Annotated in this window: 15 protein-coding genes; 9 read left to right on the top strand and 6 right to left on the bottom strand. The window is 72.5% G+C overall.

Features of this window, described 5'->3' with window-relative positions:
- The first annotated feature begins 134 nt into the window (after nucleotides 1-134).
- Both H1A17_RS22330 and H1A17_RS22325 read left to right on the top strand, forming a co-directional pair.
- A complete protein-coding gene (locus tag H1A17_RS22330) occupies nucleotides 135-1,172 on the top strand; it encodes a hypothetical protein (protein ID WP_194822818.1) in 1,038 nt (345 codons plus the stop codon).
- Nucleotides 1,173-1,287: 115 nt separating this feature from the next.
- Nucleotides 1,288-1,500: a hypothetical protein gene (locus H1A17_RS22325; protein WP_145917262.1), complete on the top strand. Its 213-nt coding sequence runs from the start codon at nucleotides 1,288-1,290 to the stop codon at nucleotides 1,498-1,500.
- Between the two features lie 45 nt (nucleotides 1,501-1,545).
- Here the strand turns inward: H1A17_RS22325 and H1A17_RS22320 are convergent, their stop codons facing one another.
- Complete coding sequence (locus H1A17_RS22320; RefSeq protein ID WP_194822817.1) at nucleotides 1,546-2,481, bottom strand: DUF2690 domain-containing protein; 936 nt, start codon at nucleotides 2,479-2,481, stop codon at nucleotides 1,546-1,548.
- A gap of 268 nt (nucleotides 2,482-2,749) precedes the next feature.
- On the opposite strand from H1A17_RS22320, the gene H1A17_RS22315 reads away from it, so the two are divergent.
- The 3 genes from H1A17_RS22315 to H1A17_RS22305 all read left to right on the top strand — a co-directional run bounded on the left by H1A17_RS22315 (nucleotide 2,750) and on the right by H1A17_RS22305 (nucleotide 5,143).
- Nucleotides 2,750-3,565: a hypothetical protein gene (locus H1A17_RS22315; RefSeq protein WP_194822816.1), complete on the top strand. Its 816-nt coding sequence runs from the start codon at nucleotides 2,750-2,752 to the stop codon at nucleotides 3,563-3,565.
- A gap of 51 nt (nucleotides 3,566-3,616) precedes the next feature.
- On the top strand, nucleotides 3,617-4,480 hold the full coding sequence (locus tag H1A17_RS22310; RefSeq protein ID WP_194822815.1) for a transglycosylase SLT domain-containing protein: 864 nt from the start codon (nucleotides 3,617-3,619) through the stop codon (nucleotides 4,478-4,480).
- 309 nt (nucleotides 4,481-4,789) lie between these two features.
- Nucleotides 4,790-5,143, top strand: a complete 354-nt coding sequence (locus H1A17_RS22305) for a nitroreductase/quinone reductase family protein (RefSeq protein WP_194822814.1) — start codon at nucleotides 4,790-4,792, stop codon at nucleotides 5,141-5,143.
- 77 nt (nucleotides 5,144-5,220) lie between these two features.
- Here the strand turns inward: H1A17_RS22305 and H1A17_RS22300 are convergent, their stop codons facing one another.
- Complete coding sequence (locus H1A17_RS22300) at nucleotides 5,221-5,412, bottom strand: DUF397 domain-containing protein (RefSeq protein ID WP_194822813.1); 192 nt, start codon at nucleotides 5,410-5,412, stop codon at nucleotides 5,221-5,223.
- The gene (locus tag H1A17_RS22295; RefSeq protein WP_194822812.1) at nucleotides 5,403-6,200 is read right to left on the bottom strand and encodes a helix-turn-helix transcriptional regulator; all 798 of its coding nucleotides are present in this window, start codon (nucleotides 6,198-6,200) and stop codon (nucleotides 5,403-5,405) included. Before H1A17_RS22295 ends, H1A17_RS22300 begins: the two co-directional genes overlap by 10 nt.
- A 434-nt stretch (nucleotides 6,201-6,634) precedes the next feature.
- On the opposite strand from H1A17_RS22295, the gene H1A17_RS22290 reads away from it, so the two are divergent.
- From H1A17_RS22290 to H1A17_RS22280, 3 genes are all read left to right on the top strand, one after another.
- A complete protein-coding gene (locus H1A17_RS22290) occupies nucleotides 6,635-6,994 on the top strand; it encodes a hypothetical protein (RefSeq protein ID WP_228544029.1) in 360 nt (119 codons plus the stop codon).
- Nucleotides 6,991-7,245: a flavin reductase gene (locus tag H1A17_RS22285; RefSeq protein WP_194822811.1), complete on the top strand. Its 255-nt coding sequence runs from the start codon at nucleotides 6,991-6,993 to the stop codon at nucleotides 7,243-7,245. Before H1A17_RS22290 ends, H1A17_RS22285 begins: the two co-directional genes overlap by 4 nt.
- Nucleotides 7,246-7,313: 68 nt before the next feature.
- A complete protein-coding gene (locus tag H1A17_RS22280) occupies nucleotides 7,314-9,146 on the top strand; it encodes an NHL domain-containing thioredoxin family protein (RefSeq protein ID WP_194822810.1) in 1,833 nt (610 codons plus the stop codon).
- Nucleotides 9,147-9,156: 10 nt separating this feature from the next.
- Here H1A17_RS22280 and H1A17_RS22275 read toward each other — a convergent pair whose 3' ends face one another.
- The 3 genes from H1A17_RS22275 to H1A17_RS22265 are packed head-to-tail and all read right to left on the bottom strand — an operon-like array spanning nucleotide 9,157 to nucleotide 11,373.
- The gene (locus H1A17_RS22275; protein WP_194822809.1) at nucleotides 9,157-9,906 is read right to left on the bottom strand and encodes a LamB/YcsF family protein; all 750 of its coding nucleotides are present in this window, start codon (nucleotides 9,904-9,906) and stop codon (nucleotides 9,157-9,159) included.
- Nucleotides 9,890-10,765: a biotin-dependent carboxyltransferase family protein gene (locus H1A17_RS22270; protein ID WP_194822808.1), complete on the bottom strand. Its 876-nt coding sequence runs from the start codon at nucleotides 10,763-10,765 to the stop codon at nucleotides 9,890-9,892. The genes H1A17_RS22275 and H1A17_RS22270 overlap by 17 nt, the downstream gene beginning before the upstream one ends.
- Nucleotides 10,762-11,373 (bottom strand): allophanate hydrolase subunit 1, encoded by a 612-nt coding sequence (locus H1A17_RS22265; RefSeq protein ID WP_194822807.1) that lies wholly within the window; start codon nucleotides 11,371-11,373, stop codon nucleotides 10,762-10,764. The genes H1A17_RS22270 and H1A17_RS22265 overlap by 4 nt, the downstream gene beginning before the upstream one ends.
- Before the next feature lie 107 nt (nucleotides 11,374-11,480).
- Between H1A17_RS22265 and H1A17_RS22260 the strand changes: the two genes are divergently transcribed.
- Nucleotides 11,481-12,158 (top strand): hemolysin III family protein, encoded by a 678-nt coding sequence (locus tag H1A17_RS22260; RefSeq protein ID WP_194822806.1) that lies wholly within the window; start codon nucleotides 11,481-11,483, stop codon nucleotides 12,156-12,158.
- Nucleotides 12,159-12,211 lie beyond the last annotated feature (53 nt).

The following is a 12,211-nucleotide window of genomic DNA, read 5'->3' as shown; positions in this document are numbered from 1 at the left end:
ACAGGTACCGACCCATCTCGGTCACGTCGTAGACACCGGTCGCCGTACTCGACAGCACTCCGGCGACCGACAGGTGGTACAGCAGCCGCCCCACGACATCCCGGTCGGCTCGCAGCGCCTCGGCCAGCGCCTCGGTGCCGACGGCCAGCCGGGTCGCGCCCCCGAGCGACCAGGGGGCACATCCGGGTGGCCCGGTCGTCCCGCAACCCCGGGTGTACGGCCGGCCGGCCCGCCCGGAGCCGCCGGAGGAGGCCGACGAGTCGGACCCCCGCCGGCCCGAGCAGCACGATGCCCGGTTCGCCGACCAGGACCGCACCCGGTTCGACGGCCCCGAGCAGCCCCGCTTCGACGAGCCGGAACGGCAACGCTTCGACGACCAGGACCGGACCCGGTTCGACGGTCCCCGCTTCGACGAGCCGGAGCGGCAGCACGGCTTCGGCGGTGACGCACCGTCGTCCGCGCCGCCGGCCGCCCCGCCCGCGTTCGGCGGCGGCATCCCCGCCTTCGCCGACGCGGCGGGTAGCAACCGGCCGATGAACGGCACCCGTCCGCACGGGCCGGCGGACCGGCCGGCCGAGCCGTTCGGGGCCGGCCCGACCAGCGGCGCGCCGGCCGGTGCCGCACCGGTGCCGGGGTACGGCCACCCGGCGCACGACCCGGCCCACGGCGGGTACGCCTCACCGTTCCCGCCCGCCGGGCAGCAGTTCGGGCCGGGCGGCCAGCAGTTCGGGTCGGGCGGTCAGCCGTCCGGCTCCACCGGTTGGCCGGGTGAGCCGGAGCAGGAGCAGGGGCGTTTCGACGCGTTCAAGCCGGAGGCCGAGCCGGAGCAGAAGGCCGAGCAGCCCACGCCGAAGGTACGCAACGGGCGGGTGCTGGCCCTGGTGCTGATCGTGGCGGTGCTGATCCTGGCCGTCCCGCTGGGCCTGCTGATGCTCCTCGGCAAGATCGGCTCGGACGACGCCAAGCCGGCCCCGTTCAACCCGGCCGTCGGTTCCTGCGTCAAGCAGTCCGGCACCGGCGCGAGCGCGGCGAGCTGCGACGAGCAGGGTGCCTTCACGGTCGTCTCCAAGGTGGACGCCAAGGAGAAGTGCGCCGACCCGGCCCAGCCGCACGTGGTGTTGCAGGGCGGCGGGGTCGACCGGGTGCTCTGCCTGAAGCCGGCCGGCCAGTAACGGCTGTACCGACACGGCGGGGACCCGGGCGGACCGGGTCCCCGCCGTCGGTGTTTCGGGCCGTGCGGACTGGGCAGTCTAAGAGGACATTGACGTAGCCCGAGGAGGTCACCCCATGGCAGGCAACGAGAACGAGGTCAACCGCAGCGCTCGCAGCGGACGCTTCGTCACGGAGGGCACCACCGAGCGGGACCCCCGGCACACGACCACCGAGCAGGTCGGCAACGGCGGGGACCAGGAGGTCCACCGCAGCGCGAGCACCGGCCGTTTCGTCACCGGGACCACCGCCGAGCTGCACCCGTCGACGACCGAGACCCAGCACGTCTGACCGACGAGCCCACCACTGCCCTCCGCGCCGGTGCGGAGGGCAGTGTCATGTCCGGGCACCGAGCTGCACGCACGGGGTACGCGCGCTGGCCAGGACGCTGCTGTTGTCGGCCACGGTGATGTCGACGGTGACCGACACGCAGCCCCGCGTGGTCCGCAGCACGTTGCCGAACACGCTGTACACCTGACTCTTGATCATGAACGGGTAGTCGAACCGGCTGGCCGCGCCGTCGACGGGGCGGGTGGCCGCCAAGCGGATGGTCGCCCCGGTCGGCACCCGCTCGGTGGAGACGAACAGCGGCCAGGCCGCCTGGCAGCGCGGGGAGTAGCGCAGGGTCAGGCTGCCGTAGGTGGGCTGCGTCGGGTCGGGGTCGGGCACCGGGACGGTTTCCGCGCTGACGGCGTCCACCTGGCAGCGTTCCTCCTGCGGGTCGGCCCCGTCGGCGACCGGCGCGCCGCCGGTGGCTGCGGCGTCGGTGGGTGCCGGGCCGGACGCGTCGACCGCCCGCTCCGAGGGCCGGTTCGTCCGGGGCTCCCGGTCGGCGATCATCGGTACGACCGAGCCGGCGACGAGCACGGTGACCCCGGCTGCGGCGACCAGTGCCCACCGGGGCACCGGTGCACGTCGACCCGGTGACGGTGGGGCCTCCGGTGTGGACCGTTGCGGCGGTCCGGCTGCCGGCCCACCGGGGGCGGGTCCGGTGGCCTGGTCCGGTGCGGCCTCCCGGTGCCACCGGTCCCGCCAGGCCGCCTCGTCGCCGCCGCAGGCCCGGACGAAGGCCAGGGTCAGCTCCAGCGACGGCAGGCGGGCACCGGACAGCACCCCCGCCAACGCGGTGTGCGAGTAGTGGGCGGTCGCCGCCATCCTGCGCAGTGACGGCTGTCCGGCATCGCGCCGCAGCCGGGCGAGATCAGCGACGAACTGGTGGTGCCGGGCATCGCCGGAAACCTGCTCGCCGACTCGTCCGCTTCGACCCGTCATGGACCCTCCCCTGCGTGTAAACCCTGGTGTCAACGCACGTCAAGCCAGTGCTTTACAGGCGGGTGCCACGACAGGATCGACCCCGGAGCAGCCACCCGCCGGATAGGTGCCGGTGAATATGATCTCACGGCGAGCGTCGGGCCTGACACGCATCCGTTCGGCTCGAAATCGACGTTCGCCCCGGGGATACCGGACCGCACGGAGCACCGTCCGACGGGTACGCCGCACCACTGCCGGTGCGGCGCCGACCTCTCGACAGGAGAACCGCGTGTACCAGCCGAACGGCTCGAACCCCCCGGGCCGCACACCCCGCCGAGCACTGCCGAGGTTCGTCGTACGGGTCCTCGCCGCCTGCGGCGTCACGGCGATGGTCCTGGTGGGCACGGCCGCACCGTCGTTCGCCGGGATCACCGGCTACAGCGTCGCCGGTACGGGCGGTGCCGGCCTGATGGTGCGCACCAGCCCGTACGACGCGAGCGCCGGTACGGTGGCCGTCCTCGGCGACGGCACCGGGTTCACGGCCGAGTGCGCCGTACGCGGACGCAACATCTCCGGCAACTCGGTCTGGCACCGGATCAGCGCCCCGGCCAGCGGCTGGATCAGCGACTACTACACCAACACGCCGGGGTTCAACCAGTACCTGCCCAACGAGCCGGAGTGCACCACCACCCCGCCGCCGACCGGCACCCGCGAGGACCGCGCGCTGGCCTGGGCCCGGTCGGTCATCGGCCAGGCGTACACCAATGGGGACCTGGGTGACTCCAACCACCAGTGGGACGGCTGGTGCGACAACTTCGTCGGGCACGCCTACGGTCGGGCCGCCAGCGGTTACGCGTCCGCCATCGTGCACTACAACTCGCTGTACTCGCGTGGCCTGATCCGCACCACGGGTACCCCGCCGGCCGGCGCGCTGGTCTTCTACGCCGCCGCGTCGATCAACGGGTACTACGGCCACGTGATGCTCTCCGAGGGCAACGGCAACTACATCACCTCGGCGGCCACCGTCCGTCGCGTCTCGCAGAGCTGGCCCGGTGCGCCGTACCTCGGCTGGTCCTACGCCGACCCGGAGTGGACCGGGCGCTGACGCCCCCATCCCACCCGGCTCCCCTTCCGGTCGTCCGCTGAAAGGATCCTGATGCGTCTCCCCCTTGCCGCCCCTGCGGCCCGGCGCGCCCTGCGCCTGGCCCTCGGCCTGACACTGGTCGCCGTCGTCGGCGTCAGTGCCATGCCCACCCCCGCGACCGCCGCACCCACCGGTGCCGCCCATTCCGCCCCGGCTCCCCGCCCGGCCGACCAGGTCGAGCCGGCCAGTGTCGGTGGCCCCGCCATCGGCGCGAAGGCGAACCGGGTGGGCGTCAACGCGGTCGGTATCGACCTGTGCGCCCAGGTCGCCTACGCCGCCGGCTTCCGGAACAACCCGCTGGTCACCGCCGTGGCCGTGGCGATGGCCGAGTCCTCCTGCAACCCGTCGGCGGTCGGCAGCAACGGCCCCACCGCCGGCTGCCCCAACGGTTCGCTGGACCGGGGGCTGTGGCAGATCAACAACTGCTACCACCCCACCGTCACCGACACCTGCGCGTACACCGCCCAGTGCAACGCCAACGCCGCCTACAGCATCTCCAGCGGTGGCAGCAACTGGCAGCCCTGGTCGACGTACAACAACGGGGCGTACGCCGGTTACCTGTCGGCCGCGCAGGCGGCCGTGGCCCGCCTGGGTGGCACCGGCGACCCGCCGGCCGTGACGGGCACGATCCTGGCCAACCCGTCGCTCAACATCCGCACCGGGCCGGGCACCACCTACGGCATCGCCGGCTCCGTCGCCTACGGCACCACCGTGCGGATCGCCTGCTACACCTTCGGCGAGTACGTCAGCGGTGGCTACTGGCCGTCGTCCACCTGGGACCGGATCACCAACCCGGCGACGGGCGTGACCGGCTACGTGGCCGACACCTGGGTCAACACCACCTACGACGTGAAGACGATGGTCGGTCACTGCTGACCGTCCCGTCCGGAGCCGCGCGGGCAGGGTCGGACCCTCCCGCGCGGCTCCGCCGTGACCGCCGCCCTCGGTGCCTTCCCTCTGGCGCGGCGGCCGCACCCCTCCGGGCGTGGCGGCGGCGACCCATGCCTTACCTGGAGAGCGGTATTCCTGACAGGCATAAACATGACTGACAGGCATACCGGTGTACGCCGACATCACTCCCCCGGCCCCGTAGCGGCCGGCAATCGCGGCTCTGACTCACGTTCGGCGGGGACCGGGCGGTGTTACGGTCGGCGTGGAGCTTACACATCGACGACGGAGGCCCAGATGGGTCAACGAGGATCGTTCCCCTCGGGATTGGCACGGACGTTCAACGCCCGGGTCATGGCGCTGCGGTCGTCGCCACGCTGGGGGCGGTTCCTCCGGCGGCACCTGACCGTGGTCACCTACACCGGTCGCCGTTCCGGGCGGACGTTCAGCACGCCGGTCGCGTACCGACAGACCGGCGACGCGGTGGTCATCCAGGTCGCGATGCCCGACGCCAAGCAGTGGTGGCGGAACTTCCTGGGCGCGGGCGGCCCGATCTCGCTGAACCTCGACGGGGTCGACCGGGCCGGGCACGCGGTGGCCCGCCGCGACGACCGGGGCCGCGTCACCGTCACCGTCGACCTAAACCGCTGACAACGGCGACCGTCGTCCGGGTCACGATGCCCGGTCCGTCCCGGGGCGACGTGCACTCATGACCGGTGGCCGGTCGATCAGACTCGATCAGGGACTCGGGCGACGAATGCCCGCCAAGCTTCGGGAGTGAAGGCGAGAGCGGGGCCGCCCGGGTCCTTGCTGTCCCGTACGCCGACGACAACGCGCAGATTGTCGGCCACCTCGACGCAGTTGCCGCCGTTGGTGCCGGACCTCGTGGACTTGCGCCATCGCGCGCCAGTCATGTCCATTTCTCCGCCATTTCCTTGATCAGACTCAGAGACGGCCTGCGGGGAAGTGCATCCCGCAGAACCGCCTCCCAGGTCTTCTGGAGCGTAGCAATCTCGGTTGTTCCGCTGACGGTCTGCGATCTCACCTGATAGTCGATGTGACCGACCGTGGTCTCATCAGGCATCGTGGCGAGGATGAAGCCGCCTTGCAAGCCAGGGTAGAGCCCGGCATCGTCCGCGACGATGTGAATTTGGACGTGCGGGAGTTCGGCGACAGAAGCAAGATGATCGACTTGCTCGCGCATCAGGGGCCGGTCGCCGTTGACCGTCCGGCGAAGCACAGCCACGTCAAGAACGACCACCACGTGCGGCGGGTCCTCCCTACTCAGGATCGACTGGCGCTCCATCCTGGACCGGACCCGGTGAGAGACTTCCTCAGCGCCGAGCAGCCCGCTGGCCCGAAGCGTCGCCTGCGCGTACGTCTCCGTCTGAAGGATGCCGGGGACGAAGGCTGGCTCGTACCATCGCAGAGCCTTGGCCTGATCTTCGAAGTTGATCCACTCACGTAGCCATACCGGAGCCATGTCGAGCGCTGCGAGTCTTTCCAGAAGTCGCCCGAACATGCCGCCCGTCCTGAGCGCCTTGTCGATCGCCGCCACGTAGTGCTCTGTGGGGGGACGAGTGCCCGTCTCTACCGCGCTGACGTGTGTGCCCGAGTAGCGGATGAACTTGCCGAACTCACCTTGGTTCATTCCCCGCGACGTCCGGGCATGGCGCAACTCGTCGAGCAGGATCTCCGCCGCCGACATGCTCACATTCCCCAAGCCTCCCCCAATACCCGACGGACTTACGTCAATCGGCCTTCAGCAGCGGTATCGCATCCTGTCAGTGGCTCTCCATGTTGGCCGATTTGCTTCCGAGACTAGGGCTTCGCCGACGAGAGTTCCACCAACGAAACCGCTGTTGACGCCCGCTGCGGCGAAACGGTTTCGGCGGAGGGGTCACTGGCCTCCTCCCATTGACATCGGACAGAGGGGACCACCGTGCCAACGGACGACAAGCCGAAGCCCGCTCCGAAGCCCCAACCCCAACCAACCCCGCCGCCCCCACCACCACCGCCCGCGCCGCCGATCGTGCCCGGCCCGATCGGCCCCTTCATCCCGCCCTATCGGGGACCGGGCCGGATCACGAACGTCGTCTTGCCGGGTCGCTGGACGGAGAGCCGGAACCGGGGGCCGGGGCGATGAAGGAACCGAGACTGAGGGGCGGCGACCTGCTCCACCTGACCCGCGAGGCCAGCCCGCAGTTCGTCAGGCCGATCACGGTACGGGTGATCCGCGAGCTGCCCGACCGCCACACGTACGACGGCTGGACCTGGATCGAGGCGTACGAGCTGGGGCCGGACGGCCTGGCCCGACGACGGCGCGAGCTGTACGTCCGCCGCGCCGGGGTGCGTTGGCTTCCCTCCCTGCCTCCGGCAGCGCCCCGGCCGCCCGCACCACAGGCGGCGGTGAAGCGGGCAACCGCGAAACCGAAAACCGGAGCGACGAAGCCGACGGCAGCGACCAGGTCGGCAGCTCGCGGGTCGGCGGTGTCGGCGTGACGCCACTCGACGGACTCGCCCACCGACCCCTGCGCCCGATCTGGCTGTGCCGCCTCGACGCGAACCCGTGGCCGTGCGGGGAGGCGAAACTCGTCCTGCTCGCCGCGTTCGCCGACGACCGGCCGGCTCTGCTGGCCCTGCTGTCGACGCTGCAACGGGAGGCGGAAGACCATCTCACCCAGCTCGACAGCGGCCGGTCGAACAATCTCACCGACCGTTTCCTGTCCTGGGCTCGGCCACCCGAGGGCTGAGTGTCGTCAACGACTCCCCGGTCGCCCTTCGTGCGGCCAGCCGCCCGGCGGTGCGGCACGATGGGGGCATGAGCGCACGGGTACGGGCACCAGAGTTGCGTGGTCGGGGCTGGTTGAACACCGGTGGGCGGGAGCTGAGGCTCGCCGACCTGCGGGGAAAGATCATTCTGCTCGACTTCTGGACCTTCTGCTGCATCAACTGCCTGCACGTACTCGACGAGTTGCGCCCGTTGGAGGAGAAGTACGCCGACGTGCTCGTCGTCGTCGGGGTGCACTCGCCGAAGTTCGAGCACGAGAAGGACCCGGCCGCGTTGGCCGCCGCCGTCGAGCGGTACGGCGTGCACCACCCGGTGCTCGACGACCCCGAGCTGGACATGTGGCAGCAGTACGCGGCGAAGGCGTGGCCCACCCTGGCGGTGGTCGACCCGGAGGGTTACGTGGTCGCCACGATGGCCGGCGAGGGGCACGCCGAGGGCCTGATCCGGCTGGTCGACGACCTGATCGCCACCCACGAGGCGAAGGGCACCCTGCACCGGGGCGACGGGCCGTACGTGCCGCCGACGCCGCCGGAGACGACGCTGCGCTTCCCCGGCAAGGCCGTGCTGCTCGACGGCGGGAACCTGCTGGTCTCCGACTCGGCCCGGCACAGCCTGGTCGAGCTGGCCCCCGACGGCGAGACGTTGGTCCGGCGGATCGGCTCCGGTGAGCGGGGTCGGGTCGACGGGCCGGCCGCCTCGGCGGGCTTCGCCGAGCCGCAGGGACTCTGCCTGCTGCCCCCGCACGTGGCCGAGGTCGCCGGCTACGACCTGCTGGTCGCCGACACCGTCAACCACCTGCTGCGCGGCGTACGCCTGGACACCGGCGAGGTGACCACGGTCGCCGGCACCGGCCGGCAGTGGCGCTCCACGGTCGACGACCACGCCCACGACGCGCGCTCCGTCGATCTTTCCTCCCCCTGGGACCTGGCCTGGTACGACGACAAGGTCATCGTGGCGATGGCCGGCATCCACCAGCTCTGGTGGTTCGACCCGGTCAAGCGGACCACCGGCATGTACGCGGGCACCACCGTCGAGGCCCTGCGCGACGGGCCGCTGACCGAGGCGTGGCTGGCCCAGCCGTCCGGCCTGTCCGTCTCGGCCGACGGCGCGCGGCTGTGGGTGGCCGACAGCGAGACCAGCGCCATCCGTTTCGTGCAGGACGGCGTGCTCGGCACCGCCGTCGGGCAGGGGCTGTTCGACTTCGGGCACGTGGACGGGCCGGCCGACCGGGCGTTGCTCCAGCATCCGCTGGGGGTGTGCGCGCTGCCCGATGGTTCGGTGCTGATCGCCGACACCTACAACGGCGCGGTACGCCGCTTCGACCCGGCGACCGGGCTGGTCGCCACGGTGGCCGACGGGCTGGCCGAGCCGAGTGACCTGGTGCTCACCGCCGACGGCGGGGTGCTGGTGGTGGAGTCGGCCGCGCACCGGTTGACCCGGCTCGCCCCGGGCGCGTTGACCGCCGCCGGGGCGGACACGGTGGACGGTCCCCGGCACCGGCTGGAACGCAAACCCACCGACGTCGCGGCCGGCGAGGTGACCCTGGAGGTGATCTTCACGCCGGCCCCGGGGCAGAAGCTGGACGAGACGTACGGGCCGTCGACCCGGCTGGTCGTCTCGGCCTCGCCGCCGGAACTGTTGGTCGAGGGGGCGGGCACCGGCACCGAGCTGTCCCGTCGACTGGTGATCGACCCGGCCGTACCGCAGGGGGTGCTCCAGGTGACCGCCCAGGCCGCCACCTGCGACGCCGACGTCGAGCACGCCGCCTGCCACCTGACCCGGCAGGACTGGGGCGTCCCGGTGCGGGTGGTCGACGACGGCGCGACCCGGGTCCCGCTGGTGCTGCGCGGCCTGGACGCCTGAACGCGAGCCGTCAGGCGAACGGGGTCGGGGTGACCCCGGCGCCGATCAGGGCGGCCCGCACCAGGGCCGCCGAGGCGACCGCGCCGGGACTGTCCCCGTGCAGGCAGATCGAGGCGACCGGGCACGGCACCACGGTCCCGTCGACCGCCACCACCGTGCGCTCGGTGGCCATCCGGACCGCCCGGACGGCCACCTCCTCCGGGTCGGTGACCAGCGCGCCCGGCGCGGTACGCGGCACCAGCGCCCCGGTGGGCAGGTAGCCCCGGTCGGCGAAGCCCTCGGCGACCACCCGTAGGCCCGCGCCGACGGCGAGCTGGGCGAGGGTGGAGCCGGGCGCGCACAGGACCGGCAGTTCGTGGTCGTACCCGGTGACGGCGGCGACCACGGCGGCGGCCTGCACCTCGTCGGTGGCCGCCGCGTGGTAGAGCGCGCCGTGCGGTTTGAGGTAGCGGACCCGGGTGCGGTACGGCCGGCAGAACGCGTCGAGCGCCCCGAGCTGGTAGGTGACGTCGTCGCGCAGCTCGTCGAAGCCGTACGCGATGTGCCGGCGGCCGAAGCCGGCCAGGTCCCGGTAGCCGACCTGCGCGCCGACCGCGACGCCACGTTCGGCGGCGGCGGCGCACACCCGGCGCATGGTCGACGGGTCGCCACCGTGGAAGCCGCACGCCACGTTGGCGGAGGTGACCAGGTCGAGCAGCGCCTCGTCGTCGCCGAGCCGCCAGATGCCGAATCCCTCGCCGAGGTCAGCGTTGAGGTCCATGGAACCTCACCGTAGTCCCCGGCCGGGCCTGCGCGAGCCCCGCCACGTCGTCCACCACCCCGATCACCGGGTAGCCGCCGGTGGTCGGATGGTCGGCCAGGAAGATCAACGGTTGGCCGTCGGCGGGCACCTGCACCGCCCCGAGCACCACGCCCTCACTGGGCAGTTCGCCGGCCACCGCGCGGGGCAGCGCCACGCCGCGCAGGCGCGCGCCGACCCGGTCGCTGACCGGGCTCACCGTGTACGCCGTGCCGAGCAGCAGCACCATCGCCCCGGCGGTGAACCAGTCGGCGCGCGGGCCGGGGCGCAGGGTCAGCCGCAGCTCGTCCGGCACCGGCCGGCCGACGGTGAAGTCCACCGGGGCGGGTGGGCCGGCCGGTCGGCCGAGCGGGAGCAGGTCGCCGTCGCGGACCGGGGGCGGTCCGAGGCCGGACAGGGTGTCGGTGGACCGGCTGCCGAGCACCGGCGCGACGGCGATCCCGCCGTCGACCGCGAGCCAGGTGCGCAGCCCGTGCCGGGGGGTACCGATCCGCAGCACCGCGCCCGCCGGCACCGCCAGCGGCCGGCCCACGTCACCGGGCCGTCGGTCGACCCGGACGTCGACGTCGGCCCCGGTCACCGCCACCGTGGCGGCCCGGGTCAGCCGCAGCTCACCGCCGCCGAGGGTCAGCTCCAGGCCGGCGGCGTCCGCCGGGTTGCCGACCAGCCGGTTCGCCAGCGCCAGCGCCGCCGGGTCGAGCGCCCCCGACCGGGGTACGCCGAGGTGCGCCCACCCGGGCCGCCCCAGATCCTGCACCGTGGTAAGCGGTCCCGCCCGCCGTACCTCGATCGCACCTGTGGTGTCCTGCGGTGCGGTCATCCGGTCACCAGCCGGACCCGGGTGCCGGGGGTGAGGGTGGCGGGTGGGTCGGCGGACACGTCGAACAGGGTCAGCGTGGTCCGCCCCACCAGCAGCCAGCCGCCCGGCGACGCGCTCGGATAGATCCCCGCGTACGGCCCGGCCAGGGCCACCGAGCCGGCCGGCACCCGGGGGCGCGGGGTGGGCAGTCGGGGCACCGCGTACTGCGGGGGCAGCCCGGTCAGGTAGGCGAAGCCGGGGGCGAACCCGCAGAACGCCACCCGGAACTCGGTGCTCTCCAGGCGGTGCACCACCTGGGGCACGGTGAGTCGCCAGTGCGCGGCGATCCGGGGCAGGTCCTCCCCGTCGTACACGGTGGGCACCTCGACGGTGGCGACCTCGGCGGTGGTGACGGCCGGGTCGGGGGTCCAGCCGGCGATCCGGGCGGCCGTCGACGCCGGGTCGGGCACCCCGTCGAGCAGTACGGTGCCGGCGGCCGGGACGATCTCGGCGGCGCTCAGCCCACCGGCTTCCCGACGTCGCCACAGCTCGGCCCGCCACCGCTCCACCTGGGCGGGGTCGTCGCAGTCGAGCAGGAGGGCGTGCCGGCCCACGGGTCGGATCCGCATTGCGCCATACTCTCCGATCGATGGGCCGTCCAGGGTAGGTGGACCCGACCGGTGTGGTGACGGGTCGCACTACCTAGAAGTAACCTACGGTGCCGTAACCTGGTTGCGTGACCACCTCCGCACCGCTTCGACTCAAGCCTGTCGACATCGGTAAGCCCAGGATGCGCGGCTGGCTGCACACCTACGCGTTCTTCGTCGCGCTCGTCTGCGGCATCGTGCTCAGTGCGATCGCGGCCACCCGGCCCGGCTGGACACCCCTGGTCAGCTGCCTGATCTACAGCGTGACGGTCTGCGGCCTGTTCGGCACCAGCGCCCTCTACCACCGCCGGGTGTGGTCGGAGCGCGGCTACCAGATCATGCGCCGGATGGACCACTCGATGATCTTCGTGTTCATCGCCGGCACGTACACCCCGCTCTGCGTCCTGCTGCTCGACCGGCCGACGGCCGTCCTGATGCTCGGCCTGGTCTGGGGCGGGGCGTTGGCGGGGGTCGCCGTCAAGCTGATCTGGCCGCACGCCCCACGCTGGGTCTCCGCACCGCTCTACCTGGCCCTCGGCTGGGTGTCGGTGGCGATCCTCCCGCAGATCCTGCGCCAGGGCGGGGTCGCCGTGCTCGTGCTGCTCGCCGTCGGCGGGGCGATCTACAGCGTCGGTGCCGTCTTCTACGCGCTGCGCCGGCCGAACCCGTGGCCCACCGTCTTCGGCCACCACGAGTTCTTCCACGCCTGCACCCTGATCGCCGCCCTCTGTCACCACATCGCGATCTACTTCGCCCTCTTCGCCTGACCCCGCCCGGCCCCGGGAAAGAACCGCAGACAGTTCGAGGGCCCCGCGCCGTT

The organism is Micromonospora sp. S-DT3-3-22, from assembly GCF_015354745.1.
Lineage (GTDB): Bacteria > Actinomycetota > Actinomycetes > Mycobacteriales > Micromonosporaceae > Micromonospora > Micromonospora wenchangensis.
The sequence above is the reverse complement of the archived record's forward strand: the minus strand, read 5'-3'. Positions and strand labels throughout refer to the sequence as shown.

Excerpts from the sequence above, each read along its gene's own strand:
- H1A17_RS22325 (WP_145917262.1), top strand. The coding sequence starts at position 1,288 with ATGGCAGGCAACGAGAACGAGGTCAACCGCAGCGCTCGCAGCGGACGC.
- H1A17_RS22320 (WP_194822817.1), bottom strand. The coding sequence starts at position 2,481 with ATGACGGGTCGAAGCGGACGAGTCGGCGAGCAGGTTTCCGGCGATGCC.
- H1A17_RS22310 (WP_194822815.1), top strand. The coding sequence starts at position 3,617 with ATGCGTCTCCCCCTTGCCGCCCCTGCGGCCCGGCGCGCCCTGCGCCTG.
- H1A17_RS22305 (WP_194822814.1), top strand. The coding sequence starts at position 4,790 with ATGGGTCAACGAGGATCGTTCCCCTCGGGATTGGCACGGACGTTCAAC.
- H1A17_RS22300 (WP_194822813.1), bottom strand. The coding sequence starts at position 5,412 with ATGGACATGACTGGCGCGCGATGGCGCAAGTCCACGAGGTCCGGCACC.
- H1A17_RS22295 (WP_194822812.1), bottom strand. The coding sequence starts at position 6,200 with ATGTCGGCGGCGGAGATCCTGCTCGACGAGTTGCGCCATGCCCGGACG.
- H1A17_RS22290 (WP_228544029.1), top strand. The coding sequence starts at position 6,635 with ATGAAGGAACCGAGACTGAGGGGCGGCGACCTGCTCCACCTGACCCGC.
- H1A17_RS22280 (WP_194822810.1), top strand. The coding sequence starts at position 7,314 with ATGAGCGCACGGGTACGGGCACCAGAGTTGCGTGGTCGGGGCTGGTTG.
- H1A17_RS22275 (WP_194822809.1), bottom strand. The coding sequence starts at position 9,906 with ATGGACCTCAACGCTGACCTCGGCGAGGGATTCGGCATCTGGCGGCTC.
- H1A17_RS22270 (WP_194822808.1), bottom strand. The coding sequence starts at position 10,765 with ATGACCGCACCGCAGGACACCACAGGTGCGATCGAGGTACGGCGGGCG.
- H1A17_RS22265 (WP_194822807.1), bottom strand. The coding sequence starts at position 11,373 with ATGCGGATCCGACCCGTGGGCCGGCACGCCCTCCTGCTCGACTGCGAC.